The organism is Candidatus Zixiibacteriota bacterium (assembly GCA_017999435.1).
Lineage (GTDB): Bacteria > Zixibacteria > MSB-5A5 > GN15 > FEB-12 > JAGNLV01.
On the sequence record JAGNLV010000002.1, the window covers coordinates 170,351 to 194,765 of the forward strand.

28 protein-coding genes are annotated in these 24,415 nt (G+C 66.2%); 13 read left to right on the forward strand and 15 right to left on the reverse strand.

The genetic code is table 11. The annotated features are described in order from the left end of the window. Positions 1-2: 2 nt before the first annotated feature. From KA261_06195 to fumC, 8 genes are all read left to right on the forward strand, one after another. Positions 3-920 (forward strand): hypothetical protein, encoded by a 918-nt coding sequence (locus tag KA261_06195; protein MBP7697383.1) that lies wholly within the window; start codon positions 3-5, stop codon positions 918-920. A gap of 83 nt (positions 921-1,003) precedes the next feature. Further along, on the forward strand, positions 1,004-1,597 hold the full coding sequence (gene lptC, locus KA261_06200) for an LPS export ABC transporter periplasmic protein LptC (protein ID MBP7697384.1): 594 nt from the start codon (positions 1,004-1,006) through the stop codon (positions 1,595-1,597). 157 nt (positions 1,598-1,754) lie between these two features. Beyond that, positions 1,755-2,171 carry a helix-hairpin-helix domain-containing protein gene (locus KA261_06205; protein MBP7697385.1) on the forward strand — a complete coding sequence of 139 codons (417 nt, stop codon included), beginning with the start codon at positions 1,755-1,757 and terminating at the stop codon, positions 2,169-2,171. After that, positions 2,168-3,034 (forward strand): hypothetical protein, encoded by an 867-nt coding sequence (locus tag KA261_06210; protein ID MBP7697386.1) that lies wholly within the window; start codon positions 2,168-2,170, stop codon positions 3,032-3,034. The genes KA261_06205 and KA261_06210 overlap by 4 nt, the downstream gene beginning before the upstream one ends. Before the next feature lie 141 nt (positions 3,035-3,175). Then, positions 3,176-3,619, forward strand: coding sequence for a pantetheine-phosphate adenylyltransferase (gene coaD / locus KA261_06215; GenBank protein ID MBP7697387.1), 444 nt, complete (start codon positions 3,176-3,178; stop codon positions 3,617-3,619). A 141-nt stretch (positions 3,620-3,760) separates the two neighbouring features. Next, positions 3,761-5,287, forward strand: a complete 1,527-nt coding sequence (lysS, locus tag KA261_06220) for a lysine--tRNA ligase (GenBank protein MBP7697388.1) — start codon at positions 3,761-3,763, stop codon at positions 5,285-5,287. A gap of 184 nt (positions 5,288-5,471) precedes the next feature. After that, complete coding sequence (locus KA261_06225) at positions 5,472-5,783, forward strand: RNA-binding protein (protein MBP7697389.1); 312 nt, start codon at positions 5,472-5,474, stop codon at positions 5,781-5,783. A gap of 184 nt (positions 5,784-5,967) precedes the next feature. After that, entirely contained in the window at positions 5,968-7,359 is a 1,392-nt protein-coding gene (gene fumC / locus KA261_06230) for a class II fumarate hydratase (GenBank protein ID MBP7697390.1), read from the forward strand. 78 nt (positions 7,360-7,437) lie between these two features. Here the strand turns inward: fumC and KA261_06235 are convergent, their stop codons facing one another. Beyond that, positions 7,438-7,650, reverse strand: a complete 213-nt coding sequence (locus KA261_06235; protein ID MBP7697391.1) for a TOBE domain-containing protein — start codon at positions 7,648-7,650, stop codon at positions 7,438-7,440. Between the two features lie 325 nt (positions 7,651-7,975). Between KA261_06235 and KA261_06240 the strand changes: the two genes are divergently transcribed. Both KA261_06240 and KA261_06245 read left to right on the forward strand, forming a co-directional pair. Continuing rightward, a complete protein-coding gene (locus KA261_06240) occupies positions 7,976-8,395 on the forward strand; it encodes an NUDIX hydrolase (protein ID MBP7697392.1) in 420 nt (139 codons plus the stop codon). A 66-nt stretch (positions 8,396-8,461) separates the two neighbouring features. Continuing rightward, positions 8,462-10,126: a DUF814 domain-containing protein gene (locus KA261_06245; GenBank protein ID MBP7697393.1), complete on the forward strand. Its 1,665-nt coding sequence runs from the start codon at positions 8,462-8,464 to the stop codon at positions 10,124-10,126. Here the strand turns inward: KA261_06245 and KA261_06250 are convergent. Beyond that, a complete protein-coding gene (locus tag KA261_06250) occupies positions 10,123-11,142 on the reverse strand; it encodes an omptin family outer membrane protease (GenBank protein ID MBP7697394.1) in 1,020 nt (339 codons plus the stop codon). The two genes, KA261_06245 and KA261_06250, sit on opposite strands and share 4 nt — an antisense overlap. 288 nt (positions 11,143-11,430) lie before the next feature. On the opposite strand from KA261_06250, the gene KA261_06255 reads away from it, so the two are divergent. Continuing rightward, positions 11,431-12,564: a hypothetical protein gene (locus KA261_06255; protein ID MBP7697395.1), complete on the forward strand. Its 1,134-nt coding sequence runs from the start codon at positions 11,431-11,433 to the stop codon at positions 12,562-12,564. 26 nt (positions 12,565-12,590) lie between these two features. On the opposite strand, the gene ispG is transcribed toward KA261_06255, so the two are convergent. Beyond that, positions 12,591-13,682, reverse strand: coding sequence for a flavodoxin-dependent (E)-4-hydroxy-3-methylbut-2-enyl-diphosphate synthase (gene ispG / locus KA261_06260; GenBank protein ID MBP7697396.1), 1,092 nt, complete (start codon positions 13,680-13,682; stop codon positions 12,591-12,593). Positions 13,683-13,762: 80 nt separating this feature from the next. Here ispG and KA261_06265 point away from each other — a divergent pair, with 80 nt between their 5' ends. Further along, positions 13,763-14,155 (forward strand): hypothetical protein, encoded by a 393-nt coding sequence (locus KA261_06265; GenBank protein ID MBP7697397.1) that lies wholly within the window; start codon positions 13,763-13,765, stop codon positions 14,153-14,155. 10 nt (positions 14,156-14,165) lie between these two features. On the opposite strand, the gene KA261_06270 is transcribed toward KA261_06265, so the two are convergent. Both KA261_06270 and KA261_06275 read right to left on the reverse strand, forming a co-directional pair. After that, entirely contained in the window at positions 14,166-14,549 is a 384-nt protein-coding gene (locus KA261_06270; protein ID MBP7697398.1) for a YraN family protein, read from the reverse strand. Continuing rightward, positions 14,536-15,186 (reverse strand): ribonuclease HII, encoded by a 651-nt coding sequence (locus tag KA261_06275; GenBank protein ID MBP7697399.1) that lies wholly within the window; start codon positions 15,184-15,186, stop codon positions 14,536-14,538. Before KA261_06275 ends, KA261_06270 begins: the two co-directional genes overlap by 14 nt. Before the next feature lie 144 nt (positions 15,187-15,330). Here KA261_06275 and KA261_06280 point away from each other — a divergent pair, with 144 nt between their 5' ends. Continuing rightward, on the forward strand, positions 15,331-15,909 hold the full coding sequence (locus tag KA261_06280; protein MBP7697400.1) for an RsmD family RNA methyltransferase: 579 nt from the start codon (positions 15,331-15,333) through the stop codon (positions 15,907-15,909). A gap of 54 nt (positions 15,910-15,963) precedes the next feature. Here the strand turns inward: KA261_06280 and KA261_06285 are convergent, their stop codons facing one another. From KA261_06285 to ettA, 10 genes are all read right to left on the reverse strand, one after another. After that, positions 15,964-16,344, reverse strand: coding sequence for a hypothetical protein (locus KA261_06285; GenBank protein MBP7697401.1), 381 nt, complete (start codon positions 16,342-16,344; stop codon positions 15,964-15,966). Positions 16,345-16,416: 72 nt separating this feature from the next. Further along, positions 16,417-16,875 carry a 50S ribosomal protein L19 gene (gene rplS / locus KA261_06290; protein ID MBP7697402.1) on the reverse strand — a complete coding sequence of 153 codons (459 nt, stop codon included), beginning with the start codon at positions 16,873-16,875 and terminating at the stop codon, positions 16,417-16,419. Positions 16,876-16,908: 33 nt separating this feature from the next. Next, on the reverse strand, positions 16,909-17,712 hold the full coding sequence (gene trmD / locus KA261_06295) for a tRNA (guanosine(37)-N1)-methyltransferase TrmD (GenBank protein MBP7697403.1): 804 nt from the start codon (positions 17,710-17,712) through the stop codon (positions 16,909-16,911). Further along, on the reverse strand, positions 17,702-18,244 hold the full coding sequence (gene rimM, locus KA261_06300; GenBank protein ID MBP7697404.1) for a 16S rRNA processing protein RimM: 543 nt from the start codon (positions 18,242-18,244) through the stop codon (positions 17,702-17,704). Before rimM ends, trmD begins: the two co-directional genes overlap by 11 nt. Positions 18,245-18,256: 12 nt before the next feature. Continuing rightward, positions 18,257-18,487 carry a KH domain-containing protein gene (locus tag KA261_06305; GenBank protein MBP7697405.1) on the reverse strand — a complete coding sequence of 77 codons (231 nt, stop codon included), beginning with the start codon at positions 18,485-18,487 and terminating at the stop codon, positions 18,257-18,259. Positions 18,488-18,580: 93 nt separating this feature from the next. Further along, complete coding sequence (rpsP, locus tag KA261_06310) at positions 18,581-18,991, reverse strand: 30S ribosomal protein S16 (GenBank protein ID MBP7697406.1); 411 nt, start codon at positions 18,989-18,991, stop codon at positions 18,581-18,583. A gap of 24 nt (positions 18,992-19,015) precedes the next feature. After that, positions 19,016-20,341 (reverse strand): signal recognition particle protein, encoded by a 1,326-nt coding sequence (gene ffh, locus KA261_06315; GenBank protein MBP7697407.1) that lies wholly within the window; start codon positions 20,339-20,341, stop codon positions 19,016-19,018. Between the two features lie 317 nt (positions 20,342-20,658). Continuing rightward, positions 20,659-21,519: a S9 family peptidase gene (locus KA261_06320; GenBank protein ID MBP7697408.1), complete on the reverse strand. Its 861-nt coding sequence runs from the start codon at positions 21,517-21,519 to the stop codon at positions 20,659-20,661. Positions 21,520-21,577: 58 nt separating this feature from the next. Further along, complete coding sequence (locus KA261_06325) at positions 21,578-22,387, reverse strand: PASTA domain-containing protein (GenBank protein MBP7697409.1); 810 nt, start codon at positions 22,385-22,387, stop codon at positions 21,578-21,580. Between the two features lie 90 nt (positions 22,388-22,477). Continuing rightward, entirely contained in the window at positions 22,478-24,157 is a 1,680-nt protein-coding gene (gene ettA / locus KA261_06330; GenBank protein MBP7697410.1) for an energy-dependent translational throttle protein EttA, read from the reverse strand. Positions 24,158-24,415 lie beyond the last annotated feature (258 nt).

Below are 24,415 nucleotides of genomic sequence, written 5' to 3' on the forward strand. Positions count from 1 at the left end.
TCATGCGGCTGTCCCAACGGATACGGCGCGGGGCGGTGCACCGCCTGGCCACCGCCGCTCTGGCGGTGCTCAACCGCATTCCGCGCCGGGCCGCCCTGGCGATCGGGGCCTGGTTCGGTCTGGCCGCCTGGGGCCTTCTCCCGCGGCACCGCCACCGCAGTATCGCCACCCTCAATCTCGTGTACGGCGACCGCCTAAGCCGGAAAGAAGCGGCCGCGATCGCCCGGAGATTCTTCGTAAATAGCGGCAAGAACCTGGCGGACTTTGTGCGATTCCGCGATCATTTTCGGGAGGAGATCGCCCCCCGCGTCACGATCGAAGGCCTGGAGCACTACCTTGGCGCGTTCGCCGGAGGGGGCGGGGTGTTCGGCGTGACCGGCCACATCGGTCATTTCGAGATCCTCGCGGCGCGTCTGGCCATGGAACCCCACCCGGTCGCCGTGATCGCGCGCGAGCTGTACGATCCCCGCCTGAACCGGTTGCTGGTGCAGGCCCGCGAGTCGGTCGGCCTGAAGAATGTCCTCACCACCGATTCCCCCCGCGTGCTGCTCGAGTGGCTCAAGCGAAACGGGGCGGTGGGCGCGCTGATCGACACCGACTCGTTCCGTGTCCGCAGCGAATTTATCGATTGGTTTGGCCGTCCGGCCCGGACCCCGATCGGGCAGGCGCTGCTGGGTCTGCGCGCCGGGTCGGCTTTTGTCCCGATGGCCTGTCTCCGGCGTCCCGACGACGGATATCATATCATTATAAAACAACAGGTTAGAGTCGAAGAGACGGGTGACGCCGAGACTGACGCCCGCAGAATCACCGAAGCTTGTGTCCGCGAGCTACAGACAATTATTGACAGCCACCGCGATCAGTGGATCTGGCTGCACGACCGCTGGCGGACCCGCCCGCCGACCACCTCAGAATCCCCTTGACAAATCCCCGATTATATCGTCTTTACCTGCCGACATTAGGAGAACTGAGGAAGTAGAACATAAGAATGCTCATTATTAATAGTATGCACCAACCCAAGGTTCTTGCGCTGATCCTCACCCTCCTTCTCGCGATCGCCCTGAGCGGTTGCGGGCGGGACGACCTGCCCTCCAACGGGCGCACCGCCACCGTGGACAGCGCGATACATCCGGACACCGAAACCAGCGGCGCCGTCATCCACCTGTTTGATCGCGGCCAGGTGACGGCCGAGATTCACGCAGCCAAGATCGTGCAGTTTTCCTCCAAGGATTCGACGATGGCGTACGCCCTGGATATCGACTCTTATGATTCGGCCGGGACGGTCGGTACCGAGGTTACGGGAGATTCCGCGATTATTCGGCAGGATGAGGGATTTTTCACGGTCTTCGGTAACGTCGTGGTCATCACACCCGACCAGCGCCGCCTCGAGACTGAGTATCTCCACTGGAACTCCCAGAGCGACCGGATCTACACCGACGCTTATGTGACGATCACCACTCCGCAGGAGACGATCCGCGGATGGGGTCTGGAGGCGGACCAACGCGTACGCCGCTACAAGATTCTCCATCAGGTGTCGGCCGAGATCGAAGACGCCTCCCGACTGGAGCAGGAGGTCGGCCCGGGGGGATCGGGCGAGTAGTGCAACGGTTCTACAGCGCGCAGATATTGGGGTCGGCGGTCGCCGGCCCCGTTTTTGTTCGGCCTTCCGAGCCGTGGGGGGCGCAAGCGTGCCCGCCTCTTGCGCACTCCCCCGCGCCGTGGTATACTTCGGGACAAACGCGAGTCGGGGACTGTTCATGAACCGGTATTTCGAGTTCTCCAGACGTCAGTTGTATGTTCTCGCCGTGCTCTGTACCTCGGCGGCGGCTCTGGGCAGTTATGCCGCGCTGGCGCGTCTGGACTTCTCGGCGCCGGAACCGGCGGGCCTGCCCCTGACCGCCGGGACCTTCGCCGACCCCGCCCTCCCGGCCTTATCGATCGGGGGGATGGCGATCGGCAGTTTCGTGCTCGACCCGAACACAGCCCCCTCCGACTCGTTGGAGTTGCTGCCGGGGATCGGGCCGACCAAAGCGGCGGCCATGATCGCCGCTCGCGACACGTTGCCGTTCGCCGGGCCCGACGATCTGCTCAGGGTGGACGGCATCGGGCCGAAGACGCTCCAGAAGGTGCGGCCGTTCATCAAGATCGCCGGCCCGGAAACACCCGCCCCATGAACACCCCGTCGTTCCTTGTCGGCCTCGATCTGCAGCCCGACTCCTGCCGGGCGGTCCGGATGCGTGTGGACACGCCGCGACCGGAGGTGGCCGCGGTGGCTGAGATCACTCCCGGCCGGCCGGCCCCGGAAGAGTTTTTTGCAGAAGCCGCGCTGGTCGCCGCGGTCCCCGGCCAGTATGCGATCGCCAAGAACATCCCCCTCACGGATGGAGGCTCGGACCCCTGCGCGCGAGCGCTGTTCGAGCTGGCGCAGTCACTGACCGGGAGCCCCACGGATTATTGGCTCGATGCCGCACCGACCGGTTTGGCGGGATTGATGCTGGGGATGGCGGTGCGGCGGAGCGTGCTCCGGCAGGAGCTTCTTGATCCGCTGGCGGGCATGACCGGCCGCACGCCGATCCGGGCCGAGGTCCGGGGCCTGGCGCTCGCGCACGGCTATCTCGCCTTCTGCCGCCCCTCGCGGGGAGGCGTGCTGGTCATGATTGACCAGGACGGAGGGCACGGTTCGGCGGCCGTCCTGTATCGCAACCGGGTGGTTGCGCTCGCCCACGTGCCGACCGGGCATCTCGACCTGTCGGCGGCGGCCGACCGCGAGCGGTACGCGGTGGAGATCAAGACGGTGGTCAGTTTCCGTCTGGCGGCCCTGTTCGACTACGGCCTGACTCTTCCCCCCTCGGCCCTGGTGGTTTCCGGCGGAGCGGCCGAAGAGGCTCTCCAAGCGGCTTTGCAGAAGCAGTTTACGGTTCCGATCGAGAGGCCCGGGGTGAACGCCGGGTTTTTGGCGGGACCTTTGCGCGGGGAATTGGAGCAGCCGGAACGGTATCTGGCGGCGATGGGGCTGGGCGCTAATTTCCTTGCGTAACCCGCTCCGCGGGCGTATACTAGCCGGAGCGGCGTTCATCCGGCGTGACCGGGAAAGGACGCTCTGAGGACAGTGACGAAGACGAAGACCAAAAGCAGAGCTGTTTATCCCGGTACGTTTGATCCTATCACCAACGGCCACATGTCGTTGATCGAACGCGCCTGCAGCCTGTTCGACGAAGTGATCGTCGCGGTGGCCCTGAACGCCGGGAAAAATCCTTTTTTTGAGTTTGAGGAACGCATTCAGCTGGTCGAGCAATCCGTTCGCGCGAGAGATTTTTCCCCTCAAGTGAAAGTCGTCGGTTTCGACGGTCTTCTGGCCGACGTAGCGACCGACGTCAAGGCCCGCGCGATTATCCGCGGCCTGCGGGCGGTGTCCGACTTTGAGTACGAATTCCAAATGGCGCTCATGAACCGTAAGCTCGCCCGGGAGATCGAAACCGTGTTCCTCATGCCGGCCCTCTCCTGGGTCTATCTCTCGTCGACCATTGTGAAAGACGTGGCGGTTCACGGCGGCGACGTCAACGGCCTCGTGCCGCCGCCGGTCCGCGCCGCGCTGCGGCGAAGGAACAAGCTCCGTTCGTGAGCGAACCCGACGGGCGCCGCCGGAAATCCGCTATGTTCGTGATGACAACCATACCACCCAGGACAGGGAACCGCTTTGACTGATAGGAACTCCCATCCGGCCCCGGAGCCGCACCCGCAGTCGGAGCCGTCCGACGCCCAGATCCCGCTGGCCGACCTGATTCGCATCCGGTACCAGAAGGCCTGCGACCTTCAGGCCCGGGGGATCAACCCCTACCCGTACCGCTACGACCGCGACCATGAGATCGCCGCCCTGCTCGCCGATTTCGACACGCTCGCGGAGCGCCAGACGGCGGTGCGGATCGCCGGCCGCGTCATGCTCATCCGCAAGATGGGCAAGGTGTTTTTCGCCGATCTCCGCGATCAGTCCGACCGCATCCAGATCTACCTCAAGATCGACACCGTCGGCGAGGACCAGTTCCGCCTGTTCGACGCGGTCGACCTCGGCGACATCGTGGGTTGCGAGGGGACGCTGTTCGTGACCCGCACGGGCGAGCGGACGCTCAACGTGCGCCGGTTCGAACTGCTGACCAAGGCGCTCCACCCCCTTCCGGACAAGCGGGCGGGCCTGACCGACGTCGAAATGCGCTACCGGCGCCGCTACGCCGACCTGATCGCCAACCCGGAGGTGCGCGCGACCTTTCTCAAGCGCACCGCCATCGTCCAGGCCATCCGCGACTTCTTCAACCGCCGCGGCTTCCTCGAGGTCGAGACCCCCATCCTTCAGCCGATTTACGGAGGCGCCAGCGCCCGGCCGTTCAAGACGCACCACCACAAGCTCGACGAGGACATGTACCTCCGGATCGCCGACGAACTCTACCTCAAGCGCCTCATTGTCGGCGGATTCGAGAAAGTCTGGGAGTACTGCAAGGACTTCCGCAACGAAGGGATGGACCGGCTGCACAACCCGGAGTTCTCGATGGTCGAGGCCTACTGGGCGTATGCGGACTACCGCGACATGGCCCGCCTGGTCGAAGAGCTGGTGCGCCACGTGGCCTTTGCCGTCCACGGCGCCTACCGCTTCACCTACGGCGAGCGGGAGATCGACGTCGCCCCGCCGTTCCGGTGGGTGTCGATGGTGGATTCGATCCGGGAGGCGGCCGGCCTCGACCTGATGGCCCTGTCTTATGAGCAGGCGAGAGCCGAGGCGAAGAAGATGCACCTTCCCGACGAGGACCTGACCAACTGGGGGAAGTGCGTGGAGGCGATCTGGGAAGCAAAAGTGGAACCGACGCTCGTGCAGCCGACCTTCATCGCCGATTTCCCGCGGGAGATTTCGCCGCTGGCCAAGGTCCACCGGGAGAATCCCCGTTTGGCCGAACGGTTCGAGTTGTTCATCGCCGGCCAGGAGACCGCCAACGCCTTCTCCGAACTCAACGACCCGGTCGACCAGCTCCGGCGGTTCATCGAGCAGGGAAAAGCGCTGGCCGCCGGCGACGAAGAGGCGCAGCCGCTCGATGACGATTTCATCACCGCCCTCACCTACGGCATGCCGCCGACGGCCGGGCTCGGCCTGGGCGTCGACCGCTTCGTCATGCTCTTGACCAACCAGCACACGATCCGCGAGGTGCTCCTGTTCCCGCAGATGAAGCGGGAGCTGGCGGACGGCGCGGTGCCGGTGTCGCGCATCCTGGCCCGGATCATCGGCGCCGACAAGGAGACCCCGTGACCGTGCAAAAGGTGAGATACATGGTGGCCCCGGTCTGCAGTCCGCCTCCGCACGTCGCCTGTCCCCGCTGCAGACCCGATCAACGGTTAACGGTGTCGCTTGGGAGGAGTGCCCTATGACCTGATGTGCGCGCAGCGGGGGAACATGAAAACCGGCAACTAGTCTTTTTTTGGAGTTTGATGCGATGAATATCTACGTTGGCAATCTTCCGTTCAGCACTGATGAAGAGGAGCTGAAGGCGAAGTTTGAGGCGTACGGCACCGTGACCTCGGCCAAGATCATCATGGACCGGGTGAGCGGTCGGTCCCGCGGGTTTGCGTTTGTCGAAATGCCGAATGACGAAGAGGCCCAGGCGGCGATTGACGGCCTCCAGGGGAGCGACTACGGCGGCCGCGCCCTGACGGTCAGCGAAGCCCGTCCGCGCGAAGGCGGCGGGGGCGGCGGCGGGCGCGGGGGCGGACGCGACCGCGATCGCGGCGACCGCGAACGCTGGTAGAGCGGGCGCTTAAAGGTTCGGGCCGGGTTACGCAAGTGACCCGGCCCTTCTCTTTGGCGCCCCCGGCCGGAGAAGCCCCGCACCCGGCCCCCCGCTTGCCCCGCGGCGCGAATTGCGTATACTTCCTCCGGACACTGCGAATCACATCACAACCCTGCGCCCGCGGGCGCCTTTGGGAGGCTCTATGGAATACCGCATCGAAACCGATACGATGGGCGAGATGAAGGTGCCGGCCGACCGCTACTACGGCTGCCAGACCGCCCGGTCCCTGCACAACTTCCGCATCGGCGGCGAGCGCATGCCGCGCGAACTGATCCGCGCCATGGGGATCCTCAAGAAAGCCGCCGCCCTGGTCAACATGGAGCTCGGCACGCTGCCCAAAGACAAAGGGGAGCTGATCGTCCGGGCCGCGGATGAGGTAATCGAGGGGAAGCTCGACGAGCACTTCCCGCTGGTGATCTGGCAGACGGGCTCCGGCACCCAGACCAACATGAACGCCAACGAGGTGATCTCCAACCGGGCGATCGAACTGGCCGGCGGTGTTCTCGGCAGCAAGAAGCCGATTCACCCGAACGACGACGTCAACAAGGCCCAGTCCTCCAACGACACGTTTCCGACCGCCATGCACATCGCCGCCGCCGAGGAGACCCACCGCCGGCTGATCCCGATGGTGGCGCAACTGCACGACACGCTGCGGCAGAAGTCCGAGGAGTACCGGGACATCATCAAGATCGGGCGCACGCACTTGATGGACGCCACGCCGCTCACGCTGGGCCAGGAGATTTCGGGCTGGACCGCCCAGCTGGCCCTCGGCCTTGACCGGGTCCGCGGCGCCCTCGTGCGGGTCTACCCGCTCGCCCTGGGCGGCACGGCGGTCGGCACGGGTCTGAACACCCATCCGGAATTCGCCGAACGGTCGGCGAAAACGATCGCCCGCCTGACCGGCCTGCCCTTTGTGTCGGCGCCGAACAAATTCGAGGCGCTCGCGAGCCACGACGCGCTGGTGGAGTTCCACGGCGCGCTCAAGACGCTGGCGGCCTCCCTGTTCAAAATCGCCAACGACATCCGCTGGCTCGGCTCCGGGCCCCGGTGCGGCATCGGCGAACTGATCCTCCCCGAAAACGAACCCGGGTCCTCGATCATGCCCGGCAAGGTCAACCCGACCCAGCCGGAAGCGATGACCATGGTGTGCGCGCAGGTGATGGGCAACGACGTCACAGTCAACATCGGCGGAATGTCCGGCAATTTCGAACTGAACGTCTTCAAACCGGTGATCATCTACAATGTCCTCCAGTCGATCCGGCTGCTCGCCGACGCCTGCGAGATGTTCAACGAGCACTGCGCGGTCGGCCTGCGGGCCGACAAGGACCGCCTCGCCGCCCACCTGCGGAACTCGCTCATGCTCGTGACCGCACTCAACCCGCACGTCGGGTACGACAACGCGGCCAAGATCGCCAAGAAGGCCCACGCCGAGGGGACGACGCTCAAGGAAGCGGCGGTGGCGCTCGGGCTTCTGACGCCGGAGAAGTTCGACGAAGTGGTGCGCCCCGAGGAGATGATCGGCCCCCGCAGATAACCGGCCGCACCGGCGGCCATGAACAAGGCGGGAGCCCCGGGCTCCCGCCTTGTTATCGCGCCGCCCCAGCGGGTGTTCTCAGGCGTCTTTCACCGGCAGCACGTGAATCGCCTTGATGACCAGGATGACCTCATCCCCCTTCTTCAGCTTGAGGTCGCTGAGGGACTCGGTGGTCAGCACCGAGGCCGCCTGGGCCGGAGGGGTGATCTGGAACTTGACCAGCGACATGACGTCCCCCTTCTTCACGGACGTGACTTTCGCCCGGATCTGATTGCGCGCACCGTACTTCATCGCTCGCTCCTTGCCACGGGTTGGGATTTCCTGCACAAGAGAGAATACGACCGCGAGGCGCTTCCTGTCAACGGCGCGGAGGCCGCCTGCGCGGCGGCCGCGGCGGGCGGGTGTCGCACAAAAAAGCGGAGCAGGGAGCTGCTCCGCCCTAAGCACGATGGACACGACAGGTTTTTCGGGCGAAAAACCCGGCCGGATTTCCCGGCCCTTCACCGCCTTATACCCGTTGGCCGGCGATCCGTTTCCGCCCGGGCGAAAGGGTTTGCGCCGAACCGCCCGGGCCGCTCATATTGCGGAAGGAATGACGACAAATGGGAGAACAGCCATGAGATCCCCCGCCTTGACGGTCGACGTGATCATCGAGTTCCCCGACGGTTCCATTGTCCTGATCGAGCGCGGCCATGAACCGTACAAGGGACGGCTCGCCCTCCCCGGCGGCTTCGTCGAGTACGGCGAGCGGGTCGAGGAGGCGGCCGTCCGCGAGGCCAGAGAGGAAACCGGTCTGGAGATTCGCCTCGATCGGCTGGTCGGTGTCTACTCCGACCCCGCGCGCGACCCGCGCGGGCACACGGTCTCGGTCGTGTACCATGCGGAGCCGATCGGCGGGGTGTTGGCCGGCGGGGATGACGCCGCCCGCGCTGTCCGCACCCGCGCCTACCTCGGCCGGCCGCTGGCGTTCGACCACGCCCGGATCCTCCGCGACGCATTCGGGGACCGCCGGGCGGACGGTACGCCGGAAGCCTAGTGGCGCGGCGACCGGGCGCCCGCTCCCGAACGCTTGCGATCCCCGCCCCGATTCCTATATTCCGCCATGCAGACCGCCCTTCACATCCTGAGCCTGATCGACGAGATCCGCCGCGAGATGGTCGGCGGTCGGGTGGCCTCGACCGAGTTCTACAAGAAGGAGCGCGCGGCGTACCTGTTCGTCAAGGGCCCCCACACGCGCGTCGCCTTCGGCTTCCTGTACCACCCGCACGGGGCCGGGGTCTTCGTCGTGCCGGCCTCGAAAGTGACGATCGAGACGAAAGAGAAACCGTGGCCGATTTTCGACCTCGACGGGGCGCTGGTCGCCGGCGTCGAGCCGTTCGGCCTGGACCGCCTGTTTGCGCTTCACTTTCGCGCCGGGGACACCGAATCCCGCGTCGTGTGCGAGGCCATGGGGGCCAACGGCAACCTCTGGCTGCTCGATGCCGACGGCCGCCTCCGCGGCACCCTGCGCAAGCGCGAGTTCACCCCCGGCGGGATCTACGCCCCCCCCGAACCGTTCGCCGGACTGGATCCGTTTGCGGCCGCCGCCGAGGCGCTCGCCGCGCATTTGGACGAAGCTCCCGGGATGAGCGCCGCCGCCCTGCTCCAGAGACACGTCACCGGATTCAACCGGACCCTCGCGGTCGAGGCGGTCCACCGCAGCCGCACTGAGCCCGGCGACCGCTCGCCGGAGGCTCTGGCCGCGGTCGCGGGAGCGGTGCGCGACCTGGCGGAGCGGTTCCGCACCCCTGAGACCGGCTGCCTCTACACAGTCGGCGGCCGCCTCGAGGCCTACCCCTTCAAACTGGCCTCGGTCGCCGAACCGCCGGAGAAATTCAAGTCCCTCTCGCTGGCGGTCATGCAGATGGCCTCCCGGCGCCAGACGACGGTCGAGCAGGAGGATGAGGAGAAGACCGTGCTCGCGGCGGTCGGGCGGGCGATCGCGCGGCTCGAGCGGCGCATCCGGAACATCGAATCCGATCTGGCCGAGGCGGCCGATTTCGAGAAGTTTCGGAAATTCGGGGAGCTCCTGCAGATTAATTTCGACGCTCTCGCGCGGGGCATGGAGGCGATCACGGTTGACGACGTCTACGCCGACCCGCATACGCCGCTCACGATCCCGCTCGATCCGGCGCTCGGGCCGGCCGAGAACGCCGAGGTCTATTTCCGAAGATACCGCAAGGGGCGGGAGGGGCTGGAGCTGCTGCAGCGGCGGCTCGACATCAGCCGCCAGGAACTCGAGGAACTCCGGCGGATGCAGGCGGAACTCGGCCGGCAGTTCGAATCCGCGCGCGAGCGCTACCGCGCCGACCTCGAGGCGCTTCTGCCGAAAGAGGGGACCCGCGAGGATGCCGCGCCGCGCCTCCCCTTCCGCGCCTACACGCTCTCCACGGGGCTGACGATCTGGGTGGGGAAGGACGGTTCCGACAACGACCGCACCACCTTCGAGTACGCCAAGCCGCACGAGATCTGGCTGCACGCGCAGCAGTGTCCCGGCTCGCACGTGGTGATCAAACACCCGAACAAGTCGTTCGTGCCGTCGAAGCAGGAGATTGCCGAGGCGGCGGCGATCGCGGCCTGGTTCTCGAAAGCCCGCAACGACACGCTCGTCCCGGTGATCTACACCGAGCGCCGCTATGTCCGCAAGCCCCGCAAGGCCAAGCCGGGGCTGGTGACGGTGGAGCGTGAGAAATCGGTGATGGTCACGCCGGCCAAGCCGGCCGACTAGAAGCGCAGCGCCAGGCCCAGCCCGACGCGCCCCTGGGTGGTGTGGATCTCGTGCGGCACGCCGGCCGCGTATTGCCCGGTCTCATCTTCGTTGCGCGTGCCGGGGTCGTCGCCGTAGTAAAACTGCGTGCCGGTGCCGGAGGCGGAGAAATAGAGGAATTCGCCGCCGGCCGAGAGAAACAACCCCCAGCTATCCCCCCGGCCCAACTCCCACTCGACCTCCGCTTCGCCGATGACGCCGTGGCCGTTGATCGAGGCCTCCGAGAGAAAATTCCGCACCACGTGGTCGTCGCGGTCGGAGGCAAACACCGGCGCGTAGGCCGCCCGGGCGGCCACCGCCGCACGGTCGGTGACGGCGAGGGAAAGCCCGAGGCCCGCCTGCGGGCTGTGGAATGTGACCTCGTAATCGATAAAGGTCGTCCCGTCGCGGGAGCCGTCAAAGTAGCCCTTGACGAGTTCCCCCCCGACATTCACCATCTGCCACCCCGAGATCCCGATCGCCTTCTGCGCGATATGCTGGTAGCGGTAGCCCGCAAACAGCCGGATGCTCCCCTTGGGCCCGGCCGCGAGTACCTTGCCCACCTCGGCCGCAACCACCCAGGACCGCGACTCGGCGCTGGACACGGTGCTGGAGAGCTCCGTGAACGACGGGAGGTAGAACGTCTCGCTCCCGCTCTCCCAGAAGGTCGACCAGTCGCGGTCGGTCATGTCGCCGGCCGGGTCGCTGAGGTTGGTGGACACGCTCAGTTTCGAGTCCCAGGGTTTGGTCGAGGCCGGGTTCCAGCGCACCCTCCCCTCCAGCCCCGCATAGAGGCCGTCCAGCGGGAACTCAAGCTGGCTTTTCAGATGCTGGAGCACCCCCTCGTCGTCGTACCATCGGGCGTCGAGCACGTACTCGGTCTCCCCGAACCCGTACCGGAGGGAAGGCTGGAGGCTGACTCGCGGTTTGACGTTCGCGGTCGGTGAGGGCGGCGTGGCGGCGAGGCACAACAGCAGGGCGATCAAGATGCGATTCATGGGGCGGGTCTCCGTTTCGAAACAAGCTGCCGGACAGTCGGTTTCGGATCCCCCATTGAACACAGCGGCCGTTCCCGACGCAAGCAGTTTCGCGGTCCCGGCAAATCCCGCGGCGGGGGGCGGCCGGAACAGCCGGGGGCAACGTCTAGAGTTGACGGGCCGCGGCGGCCGCCATAGAATACGGGAGCGAAAGGCACAATTAGAACACGGGGGTATCGCAGCCGTCGGCGCATGCGGGTCGGGTGCGAACCCTGATCGCCAACACAACGGTCACCGGGAGGAGAACAGGTGAGACACTTTGTAGTCTTCGGGCTGCTGCCGCTGGTGATCCTCGGCTGCGGCGCCACCGTCCCGCGCTATGAGGTATGGCGGCCGTGGACGCGGGTGCTCGGCGAGGGGCAGGCGGTCCCGATCGGGCAGTCGATTCAGATCCGGGTGGAGGGGACCACCGATCCGATGCCGGGCCACGAGGAATTGCTCCAGGATCAACTCGCCTCCATCGCAGGAGAACTTCTCGCCAGGCGGGGGTATCAGATCGTGGAGTCGAATCCGGATCTTATGCTCACGCTCAGGTACCGGACCGAGCGGGTGGAGGAATTCGCGGCTGCAGCTTCCGCATCCGTGACGGCGGAAACGGCATCATCAGTCGGCATGCGCTTCCGTTCTGCTTCAGTGAGCGATGTCGGCCTGGGCGTCGCGGTCGCCTCCGCCGTGGTGCAGAGGTTGACGCGCACCAGCTCCAGCGCCGCCGTCGCGATTGAAACCACGACCGGCTTCGTACACACGATCGAGCTGGCCCTCGCGCCTCCCCGTCAGCAACCCGTGTGGACCGGTGAATCACGATGGCAGACGGAAGATGTCGAAATCGTACCCGGCGTCAAAGATGCACTGCGGTTGATCCTGAGCCGGCTGCCCTCGGACTCCGCCTTGATTCCCGCGGTCCCGGCGCTGCGTGACTCTCACATCAAGAACTTCCTCGATGCCTATTGCGGGGAGACGCCCTACAGCTGTCCGGCGCTTCCCTATCGCATCTTCCTGCGATTTGTCTGGCCCCCTCAATACGTGCAGGATGGCATGGGCTCCTATGGGTTCAGGGCATCCGGGCTGCTGCTCGACCCCGCCGCCCTGCCGGCCTACCTCGACCTGGCCCAGACCGCCGAATTCGCCCTCCCCATCGGCAAAGGAAATTACTCCAAACCCCTCGACCTCAATCTCTGGAAGGAAGTCATGCTCGGGGGCCGGTACCGGCTCGGTCCCGACAGCCAGTTGGTGAACGTCCTGCTGGAGCTGGAAGGGAGAGCCGAAGGCTACGATGTGAAGAAGGCCTGGCTGGCGTCGGATTCCGAATTCGCGGAGTTCCGGGACCGTCTGCGACGCTGGCAGGAGGTCCTGAGGGTTTTCTTCGACATGTACGAGGACTGAGGCGGCGTCCGGAGCGGGGGCGCCGCCTAGCGCGGGATCTTTTCTCCGGTCAGCTCTTCGATCTCGTCCAGGAGCCGCTGCTCCAGTTCGGCCTCGGGGAAGCGCTTGATGATTTGCCCTTTGCGGATGATCATCCCCATCCCGTCGCCGCCCGCGATTCCGACATCGGCGGCCGCGGCTTCCCCCGGCCCGTTCACGGCGCAGCCCATGACCGCCACTTTGAGCGGCGTTTTGATGTGGCGCGTCTTCCGTTCGACCGACTCCGCCAGGGGGATCATGTCGATCTGGCAGCGGCCGCAGGTCGGGCAGGCGATCACCTGCACCCCCTCGTTTTTCAGGTTGCAGGCGGTGAGAATCTGCCGGGCCACCCGCGGTTCGTGGATGGGATCGGCCGAGAGCGACACCCGGATCGTGTCGCCGATCCCGGTCATGAGGATCGCCCCGATTCCGACCGCCGACTTGAGGCTCCCGGTCTCGAGCGTCCCCGCCTCAGTGATCCCGACGTGGAGCGGGTACTCGGTCTGGGCCGCGAGCATGTGGTAGGCCCAGAAGGCCGTTTCGGCGTTGGTCGATTTGACCGAAATCACGATGTCGGCGCACCCCATGTCCTGGAGCACCGCGATTTCCCGCAGGGCCGCCTCGGTGAAGGCGCGGGGATCGTCGTGGCCGTAGGTCTCGAGCAGATCCTTGGGCAGCGATCCGGAATTGACCCCGATGCGGATCGGCACGCCGGCGTCGCGGGCCGCCCGGGTCACCTCGCGGACTTTCCACTCCGCCCCGATGTTGCCCGGGTTGATGCGGATCTTATCGAACCCGGCCGCGATCGCTTTGAGCGCCAGTTTGTACTGGAAGTGGATGTCGGCGACGAGGGGGCGGTCGGGCACGCGGCGGCGGATCTCGGGCAGGCAGTCGGCGGCCTCATGGTTGAGCACGGAGAGGCGGACGATGTCGCAGCCGGCCGCGAACAGGTCAAGCGTCTGCGCGACCGTGGCCTCGACGTTGCGTGTATCGGCCGTGGTCATCGACTGGATCGCGACGGGGAACCCGCCCCCGATGATCACGCTGCCGATCTTGACCGCCTTGCTCTTGCGGCGCCGGATGGGGTAAGTCAGTTCCATTGTTCAGCCTTGACCTCGGGTGAAAAGCCCGGTAGTTTACAGAGTTTTACGCGTCGCGTCAACCGAAAGTTGGTGGCATCGTGGTCTGGTTCAGGCGGCTTTTGGCCCTCGCGCTCGTCCTCCTTGCAGTCGGCGGGTACGCATACGTCCGGCAGCACCGCCGCGCGGCCGCACAGGCGGAGCGCGCACACCTCGCCCTGCTGACCGCCCGGATCTGGGTCGGCACAGCCGAGTACCGCGACCGCCCGGCCGTCTTCCTGGCCTGGCGCGACTCTCTGCTGGCCGCCGAGAACCTCACCGCCGACTCGCTCCGCGTCCGGGTCGACCGCCTGCGCGCCGATCCGTCGGCCTCCGGGGACTACTTCCGCCAGGTCAGCCGGTTCGTGGATTCGCTGGTGCGGATCCGGACGGCGCCCGCGGAAACCTCGGCCGGTTCGGCGCCGCCCCCCGGGGTGCGGGTGCGCCGCGAGTAGCGGCCGGCGCCTACTCCTCGACCAGGAACGCGTTGGGATAGTGCTCGATTTGTCCCCCGACAAAGGTAATGCAGTCGAAGCGCAGATCGCAGCCGCTCAGGTCGTTTTCGCCCATGTAGCGCCGGGCGGCGGCCACGAGGTGTTCCCGCTTGCGTCCGTCGACCCGTTCGGCCGGGTGCCCGAAGCTCTCGTCGCGCGCGGCTTTCACCTCGACGAACACGACGAGGCGGTCGCGTTGCACGATGAGATCGATCTCGCGCGCTCCGGCGCGGAAGTTTTGCGCTCTCACTTCGAAACCGTTGGCGCGGAAGAAATCGGCGGCCAGCCGTTCGTAGCGGCGGCCGGCGGCCACCCGGCCGGTCCCCTTGCCGCGGGGGCGCTTAGACGAGGGCATACTGGAGCAGTTCGGCGACGGGGCCGAAAGACTTGCGGTGAATCTCGCACGGCCCGTGGGCGCGGAGTTCCTCGAGGTGGGCGGGCGTGCAGTACCCCTTGTGCTGGGAGAACCGGAACTGCGGGTAGAGGCGTTCCATGCGATCCATGATCCGGTCGCGGGTCACTTTCGCGATCACCGAGGCCGCCGAGACCGCCGGGCAGAGCCGGTCGCCGTGGACGAGCGCGTACTGGGGGAAGGCCAGGTTAGGAATCGTGTGGTTGCCGTCGACAATCACGCACTCGGGAGGGGCGGGCAGTTCCATCACCGCCCGGCGCATCGCCAGAAGCGAGGCTTTCAGAATGTTGACCCGGTCGATGGTCTCGTGGTCGATGATGCCGACCGCGCAGGGAAAGCCCGCTTCGGCGATCCGGGCGAACACCTCGTCGCGCTGCGCGGGCGTCATGAGCTTGGAATCAGTGAGTCCGTCGAGAGCGAACCCGTGCGGCACAATGACGGCGGCCGCCACCACCGGTCCGGCGAGCGGTCCCCGCCCGGCCTCGTCGACGCCGCACATGGTGCGGAATCCGAGGTTCGCCAGCATCCCCGCGACGTCGTCGATCGGCAGGGAAGCCGTTTTTCGCATGTGGGTCGTCATGAGGTCCGCCATATCGCAACTAGGCCGCGCCGGGACCGTCCCGGCAACAAAAATCCGGCTCTCCCCCATTCTATCGGCGCGGAAAAGCCGTGTGTTTAGCGGCCGCCGGGGGGTATATTGCGGGCGGGGAAGCGAGTGGAAAGCATGAGGCGACGGAAGCAGCGGCAGTTCGAATTCACTATCGTGGCGGGCGATCTCAAGGGGCGGCGCATCACGGCCCCGGATCTCGGCTCGACCCGCCCGCCCCTCTCCCGCGTGCGCAAGGCGATCTTCGACTTCCTCACCCCCCACCTCGAGGGCGCCGCCTACCTCGATTTGTTCAGCGGCACCGGCTCGTACCTGTTCGAGGCGGTTTCGCGGGGCGCGGCGTTCGCCCTGGGGGTGGAGCAGGAGCGGCTGCTAGCCGATGCCATCAACCGCCAGGCGGCTGCGCTCGGCGTCGCCGACCGCCTCCGCTGCCTGCGCGACGACGTCTTCCGGACAATCGCGCACCTGTCCGACGACTCCCGCCGCTGGCCCGTAATCATGCTCGCGCCCCCGCAGTACCGGGGGATGATCGACCGCACGCTGGCCGCGCTCCGCGAACACCCGCTCTCCGCCCCCGGCGGCCTCCTCATCTGCCAGCACGACAGTTCCGAGACCGGCCGCATCGACTTTCTTGATTTTTCGATTCAGCAGCGCCGCGCCTACGGCAACACCACGTTCACTGTCGTGGAGGCGTGATCGGGAGATTGCCGCGGCGGCAATGACCCCGCGGCACAGCTCGGCGAGGGCCGTCTAAATTCGCGGTGTGGACGCGCGGTCGGCCCGCCGCACGTCTTTCAGATACTGCAGCAGCCGCCGGTAGGGTGCGTAGGCGCATTCCCGGTCGCACGGACCGGTGTCGGCCAGATCCAAACAGTGCCGGCCGCACCGGGCTGTCCCGCTCAGCCGCTCCGACGGAATCTCCCCGACGATCTGCGCCCGCAGGAGTTCGACGGGGATGGTGAAAGTGGTTCCGCAGGATGGCGCGAGGTGGTTGAAATAGTAGAAGTTGTGCCGGAGATCGTCGTCCTCCAGCAACATCCCGATCGGCAGGATGTCGCGGCGGAAGACGATGTCCTGGAGGGTGAAGGGCTCACCGCAGCAGGGGCAGACTTTGATGACCTCGCTGGCCATGGCCGGGAACGGCAAAGGTCGGCGGGAAGCGCCCAGAGGCCGGGCGCCTGCCGCGTCACACGGGCTGCGGCCTTACGCCGTCGGCTCGTCCGTGCTCTCGGCCGCCGAACCGGAGGGCGTCTTGGGCCCGGTCGGTTCGCCGGCGGCGTCCCGCTCGGCTGCGTCCGCCGTCAGGTCGTCGGACGACTCCGTGAGTTGCTCGCGGATACGGGCCGACTTCCCGGTGAGCTCGCGCAGGTAGTAGAGCTTGGCGCGGCGGACCTTGCCGCTGCGCACTTTCTCGATTCTGGCCACGTTGGGCGAGTGGAGGGGAAAGACGCGTTCGACGCCGACGCCGCCGGAGATTTTGCGGACGGTGAACGTTTCGCCGACGCCGCCGCCGCGGCGGCCGATCACCGTTCCCTGGAACACCTGTATACGCTCCTTGTCCCCTTCTTTGATTTTCACGTGGACCCGCAGCGTATCGCCCGAGCCGAACGCGGGGACATCCTCCCGCTTCATGCTTTTTTCGAGTTGGGCAATGCGTTTCATCGTAGTATCCCTTTCAGGTTCAATATGTAATCGCTACATCTCGTTTTCATCGGCGGCGCCGGCGCTGTCGGCCGGCGGCGCGCCCTGTTCTCTCCGCCGCCGGGCGATCCAGGCGCGCTCCTCATCGGTCAGTTCGGCCGCCGCCAGCAGGTCGGGCCGGCGTTCGAGCGCCCGCTCAAGCGCGCGGCGGCGGCGGTAGTCCCGGATCTCGGCGTGGTTGCCCGACAACAGCGGCTCCGGCACGGCCAGGCCTTCGTACACGGCGGGCCGGGTGTAGCTCGGGGTGCCGAGCAACTGGTTCATGTAGGAGTCTTCGAGCGCCGACTCGAAGTTCCCCAGCACTTTCGGGATCAGCCGGGCGACCGCATCGACCAGCACCGCCGCGGCCGGTTCGCCGCCGGTCAGCACATAGTCGCCGATCGACACCTCGTCCACTTCGTACAACTGCAGGATCCGCTCGTCCACGCCGAGGTAGTGCCCGCAGATGATCGTGACCCGCTCGCACAGCGAGTAGCGCACGGCCGCGTCCTGGCGAAAGGTCGCACCCGCCGCCGAGGTCAGGATGATCCGCTCCCGCTCATGGGGCGGACCGTCCTGCCCGCGCCGGCGGTAACCGAGCGAGGCCAGGCACCGGTCGAGCGGCTCGACTTTCAGGAGCATGCCGCCGCCCCCGCCGAAGGGGGTGTCGTCGACAGTGCGGTGCCGGTCGGTGGCGAAGTCGCGCAGGTTGATCACCTCGATGTCAAAGAGCCGCCGCTCGCGCGCTTTTCCCAGAAGCGACTGCCCGAGGGCCAGGCGGAAGTAGTCCGGGAAGAGCGTGATCAGTTCAAATTTCATTGCCGGTGTCGCGCGGCGCCGCGCCGGCCGCGTCGAACAGGCCGGCGGGGTCGATCACGATCCGCTTGCCGGCCGTGTCAATATCCTTTACGAACGGCCGCGCCGCCGGCAGGCATTTGCGGCCGCCCTCCGGAGTCCGGATCACGTACACGTCGTTGGCCGGGTACGACTCCACGTCCACCAGCTCGCCGATGAGCACCGCGGCCTCGTCGTACACCGCGCAGCCGACCAACTCGAAGATGTAGTGGCTGCCCGCCGGCAGCTCGCACACCCGGTCGCGGGCGACCGCCAGTTCCCGGTTGGTCAGCCGGCGCGCCTCCTCGGGCGAGGAGATCCCCGCGAAGCGGAGGACGGGCCGGCCGCCGATGAGGAGGGCGTGGGCGATGGCGAGGCGTTCCCACTGGTCGCGGTTCCGGACGAAAATCTCTTTCAGGCCGAGAAACCGCTCGGGAAAATCGGTGTCGGGGGTCACCCAGACATCGCCGCCGACGCCGCGGGTGCGGCCCAGCCAGCCAACGCGCACGTACTCCACTGCGGACTCCGGCTACTCGAGGATTTCCAGCACCGCCCGTTTGCCCCGCCGCGCGGCGGCGGCCGCCAGGAGCGTGCGAATCGCCTTGGCCGTCTGCCCGGCCTTGCCGATCACTTTCCCCAGATCCGCCTGGGCCACCCGAAGTTCGTAGACCGTGGTGCGGCTTCCCTGGACCTCGCTGACTTCCACGTCATCCGGATTGTCCACCACCGACTTGACGATGTACTCGACGAATTCCTTCATGGCTGGGTCCTTCCTTTTTCCGTCTCCGAAATCGCAGTTCGCGTAAGCGGTTCAGGCTAAGTTCCGTTGGCTGGTCCGCGCCGGACGGTCGCGCTATTCGGTTTTCTCTCCCGCGGGCGGAGCGGCCTCGGCTTTGGGCGCGTCGGCCGCCGCCGCGACGGTCGCCTTCTTCATCCGCCGAGTGCGCTTGCGGCGCTCGGTGATGGTCGGGCGGATCTGGATCGCGCTGACGTCCTGGCCGGCTTTCGCCCTGGCGTACTTCTCCATCATCCCCGTCTGGGTCAACAACGAGCGCACCGTATCCGAGGGAACGGCGCCGTCGTCCAGCCACTTGGTGACCCGGTCCTCGAGCAGACTCACCGCGGCCGGCTTCTTGATCGGGTTGTAGGTGCCGAGCACTTCCAGAAAGCGCCCGCCGCGCGCCCGGCGGGAATCCGCCGCGACGATCCGATAGAAGGGCTGTTTCTTCTTGCCCATCCGAAGCAGTCTAATGTGAACGGCCAAAAATCCTTCCTCCTTCTCACGGCCTTATCCGAAAGGAAGCATCCCCTTCGGGATCCCTTTCAGATTTCCTTTATTCATATTGTGAAACATCTTCTGCATCGCCGTAAACTGCTTGAGCAGCTGGTTGATCGTCTGCACCGAATTCCCCGAGCCGGCGGCGATCCGCTTCTTGCGCGACCCGTCGATCATCCCCGGGTTGCGCCGCTCCTCGATCGTCATCGACTTGATGATCGCCGCCATCCGCTCCATCTCCTTCGGCTCAACCGACACCCCCTTGAGCGCTTTTCCCACCCCGGGGATCATCTGCAGGAGCGAGTCGAGCGGCCCCATCTTCTTGATCTGCTCCATCTGCTCGAGGAAATCCTCGAAATCGAATTTGGCCCGGAGCAGCTTCTGCTGCATCTTCTCGGCCTGCGCCTGGTCGATGTGCTCCTGCGCCCGTTCGACGAGGGTGACGATGTCGCCCATGCCGAGGATGCGGGAGGCGAGCCGGTCGGGATGGAAGGGCTCGAGGTCGCCGAGTTTTTCGCCGACCGAGGCGAGCTTGATGGGCGTGCCGGTCACCTCGCGGATCGACAGGGCCGCCCCGCCCCGCGCATCGCCGTCGAGCTTCGACAGCACCACCCCGGTGATCGCCAGCCGGTCGTGGAACTCGCGGGCGACATTGACCGCGTCCTGCCCCGTCATCGCGTCGGCCACAAGGAGAATCTCGTGCGGGCGCACCTGCTCCTTGATCTGCTGCAGCTCGACCATCATCTCCTCGTCGACGTGCAGACGGCCGGCGGTGTCGAGGATGACGAGGTCGATAAAACTGCGCTCGGCATGGCGGAGCGCCTCGCGGCAGATTTCCGGCGGCGCCGCGCCATCGAGCGAAAAGTGCGGCACCTGAATCGACTCGGCCAGCACGCGCAGCTGCTTGACCGCGGCCGGGCGGTAGATGTCGGCCGCCACCACGAGCGGCTTCTTGTTCTTCCGCTTCGCCCAGAGAGCGATCTTCCCGCAGAGCGTCGTCTTTCCCGAGCCCTGGAGCCCGCACACCATGAAGATCGTGGGCGCGCGGTCGAGCGGCGCGAGCGGTTCCGCCTTGCCGCCGAGCAGGAGGACCAGCTCGTCGTGGACGATCTTGATCACCTGCTGGCCCGGTTCGATCGACCGGAGAACTTCCTCGCCGACCGCCTTGGCCTCGACGGCGGCGACAAAGCGCTTGGCGACCTTGTAGTTGACGTCCGCCTCGAGCAGCGCCTGGCGCACCTCGCGCATGGCGTCGCGAATGTTCTTCTCCGACAACCGGCCGGCGCCGCGAAGTTTCTTGAAGACGTCTTCGAGCTTGTCGCTTAACGCGCTAAACATACTACCGAAACATCAAAACGCCCGCTCCGCACGCGAGCTGCACCAGAGTCTCCATGCCGTCTTCCTCCAACCGTCGACAACAACGCCGCGGCCGGGCGGAAAAAGACACACCACTTCGGTCCGACCGACTGGTCCACATTCAACCGCCGGTCGGCGCAAAGCTCAACAATATAACCAAAACCGTTTGTACCGCAAGAAGTTTATACGAATGGCGGCTTCGGGGAGGCTCTCCTGCTGCACCCGTAACTATCGCTGCACCAAGAGGATTTAGGTTCCGTAAGTTTACGGCGGCGGGCCGGGGCCCCGTCGCCCGATCCCTACCCGACCAGGTGCTGCGCCAACCACGCTTTCCGATGGCGATCCACCTCCCGATAGGAGCCGTCCTTGAGCGCCACATGCCCTCCGCCGGGGATCACCACCAGCCGGTGCGGCTTGCCGAACCGCGCCAGTTCGGCGGCCAGCGCCTCCGACTGCGACAGCGGCACGCGCGTGTCCGCGCTGCCGTGAAGCATGAGCAGCGGCACGTGGTCGGGAAACCGGTCCGCAAAATACACCGCCGACCGCCGCCCCAGTTCGCGCTCTTTCTCGGCCGGGGAGAGGTCACCGAACAGCTCGTCCAGCCACGAGCGCATCTGCCCCCGGAGTTCGGCCAGCGCAAAGAGATCCGCCAGTCCGGCGTGCACGATCGCGCAGCGAAAGCGGGATTCGCGCGCGAGCGCCCGATAGGTCGTCATCCCGCCGCGGCTCGCACCTTCGATAGCGATCCGGCGCGGGTCGCAGAAGGGGAGCGTCTCGGCCAGCGGAATCAGATTGAGCGCGTCGTCGACATCCTTATCCCCCCAGCTCTCGGTCCCCTCCGAACCGGCGTTCCCCCGGTACTGCGTCGCCAGCACGACATACCCCCACTGGGCGGTCGAGCCGAGGATGAGCATGGCGCGAAAATCATCGAGCGCCCCGTGCTCCCGGTAGCCGCCGCGGTTCCAGATCACGACCGGGTACCGCCCCTCCGCCGCCGGCCGCGCGAGGTAGCCGCTGACTTTCAGACTGTCGGAGAGATAGGTGATTCGTTCGAGCGCGACCGCGGGGAGCAACGCGGGGGAATACAGTTTCGCGACCATCGCCTGCATCGGGCGAGTCAGCGACACCGGGGCGGAGGAGATGAGAAGCCTATCGGGCATCGCGGGTGCCGTGAGAATCGTGAGATCTGCGGTCGAGATGGCGGCGGGTCCCCGCCCCTCAGTCCGTCTTGCTCACCACCAAATCGATCTCGGTGTGAATGTCCAGTTCCGCCCCCGGCGGGTCCGATTGCTCCAGCACGGTCTCCGGAAGATAGGCGTCGTCCTTCTTGTACGTGACCACCCCGACCCGGAGGTTCTTGTCCTCGATCCGCTTCTGTGCCTCGGCGAGCGTCAGCCCGACCACGTGCGGCACATAGGTGAAACTGGAGGCCCGCCCCCGGTTGACCATCAGGTTCACGGGCGCGCCGAGCGGGATTTCGGTCCCGGCCGCCGGGTACGAAAACACGACGACGCGCTCCGGCAGGGTGTCGGAGAAGGCCCAGGCGATTTCGCCCAGCTTCAGCCCCGCCGTCTCCAGATCCAGCATCGCCTGCCGCACCGACTCGCCCGCGAGCGACGGGATGGTGATCATCTTCTGGCCGGCCGAGACGACAAACTTGATCCGCCGGCCGTCCTTGACCTTGGTCGCGGCCCGCGGGAACTGGTTGATGATCACCCCCTTGGGGGTCCCCGGCGCAAACTCGTAGGAGGCCACCTCGCCGCTGAGACCGAGGTTGTCCAGCGTGACCGAGGCCTCGATCATGGTCTGCCCCTCGAAATTGGGCAGCGTGAATTCCTCGCCGTGGCGGGTCACCTGCATCATCACGATATTGTCCATGATGAAATAGAGCACCAGGAGGATGGCCAGCGGGAGACCCGCCCAGAGAGCGATCTTCCGCCGGCGGGTGCCGTACGGGAGATACCGGCTCAGCCAGGTCTCGGCCCGGCCTTCTCCCTTCTCCAGTCGGGTGGCGCGAATCTGCGGCATACTCTTTTTCCGATTCCTTATACTCCGGCAGGGTGGGGAATTCTCATGCCGGGCGCAAGGTTAAAACGCCGCCCGCACCGCGGCCCGCACTCAGGCCCGCACGATTGTCCGGTACCGGTTCCGCCGGTTCTCGAACAGGCGGTCGCCCATCTCCCGGATTCGCCACTCCTCGTACTCGGAGAAAGTCCCCTCGAACCAGCGCACCTTCCCTTCGCCCTCGAACACGAGGAGGTGGGTGCCGATGCGGTCGAGGAAGAACCGGTCGTGGCTGATGACGAGCACGCAGCCGGAGAAATCGAGGATCGCCTCCTCGAGCATGCGAAGGGTGTTGACGTCCAGATCGTTGGTCGGCTCGTCCAACAGCAGGACGTTGCCGCCGGATTTGAGCACTTTCGCCAGGAGGCAACGGTTGCGCTCGCCGCCGGACAGCTCGCTCGCCATCTTCTGCTGGGCGGCGCCCTTGAATCCGAACTGGGCGAGGTACTGCCGAATCGGCACCGCCCGCTTGCCGATCATGATCTCCTCGGCCCCGCCGCCGATTTCCTCGATCAGGCTCCGGCCGCCCGCGAGCGCCTCACGCTCCTGATCGACATACGCCAACCGGACCGTCGAGCCGATCACCACCTGTCCTTCCGACGGCGCCACGTCACCGGTGACCATCTTCAGCAGCGTCGTTTTGCCGGCGCCGTTCGGTCCGACCAGCCCGACCACGGCGCTGCGGGGGACGGCGAACGAGAGGTTCTCAAAAAGGCGCCGGCTGTCGTATCCCATGCCGACCTCGCGGAACTCGATCACCTGGCTTCCCAGTTCGGGGCCGGGGGCGATGCGGATGACCGCCTCGGCCCCTTTGGCGGCCGCCGTTTCGCGCGCCACCAGTTGCTCATACTCGCGCATGCGCGCGCGGGTCAGCTCGGTGCGGTCCCCCCGGCTCATCCGAATCCACGACAACTCCCGCTCCAGCGCCCGGGCCCGCGGCGAATTCTTCTTCTCCGATTCGGCCAGCGCCGCAAGTTTCTGCTCCAGCCAGGAACTGTAGTTCCCCTCCCACGGGATCCCGTGCCCGCCGTCCAACTCGAGAATCCACCGGGTCACGTTGTCGAGAAAGTACCGGTCGTGCGTCACGATGATCACGGTTCCCGGGTATTCCCGCAGTTGCTCCTCCAGCCAGTTGATCGTCTCGGCGTCGAGGTGGTTGGTCGGCTCGTCGAGCAGCAGCAGGTCGGGTTTTTCCAGGAGCACCTTGCACAGCGCCACCCGCCGCCGTTCGCCGCCCGACAGCGTGCCGACAATCCGGTCGTCCTCGGGCAGACACAGCGCATCGGCCGCCACCTTGAGCCGCTGGTCGAGATTCCAGGCGTCGACGGCCTCGATTTTGTCCTGCAGCACGCCCATCCGGTCCATCGCCTTCTGCATCGCCGCGTCGTCGGCCGGCGCCGCCATGCTGTCGGCCAGCCGGTTGTACTCGTCCAGGAGAGCCTTGGTCTCCCCGAAGGCCGACTCGATGGTCTGGCGGACAGTCAGTTGGGGATCGAGCTGCGGCTCCTGCTCGACCATCCCGGCCCGGTAGCCGGGTGTGATAAAAGCGTGCCCGATGAACTCGGTGTCGCGGCCGGCCATGATGTTCAGTACGGTGGTTTTTCCGGCGCCGTTCTCGCCGACGATCCCGATCTTGGCCCCCGGGTAGAAGCTGAGGTTGATGTCGCGGAGCACCTGCTTCTGCCCGTAGAACTTGTTGACGCCGTACATGTGGAAGATGTATTTCTCGGCCATACGATTCTTCTCCGTTCCCATCGACAGTGTGGCAAGTGCCATGGTAACACACCGTTGCAGGCGGCGCAAGAGCCTAAACGGGCGGGCGAGAGGGTTGTTGACTCCCCGCAGCAAATCCGGCACATGGCGGCGGAGATCCCAACAGACAGCCCTCTTTCGGCAGGAGCAGCAAGATGTCATTCGTCAGCAGAACCGTTGCGCTCGGAGCCTTCGCCCTCCTCTGGCGCGCTCTGACCCAGCCTCTCTACGATGCCGGCA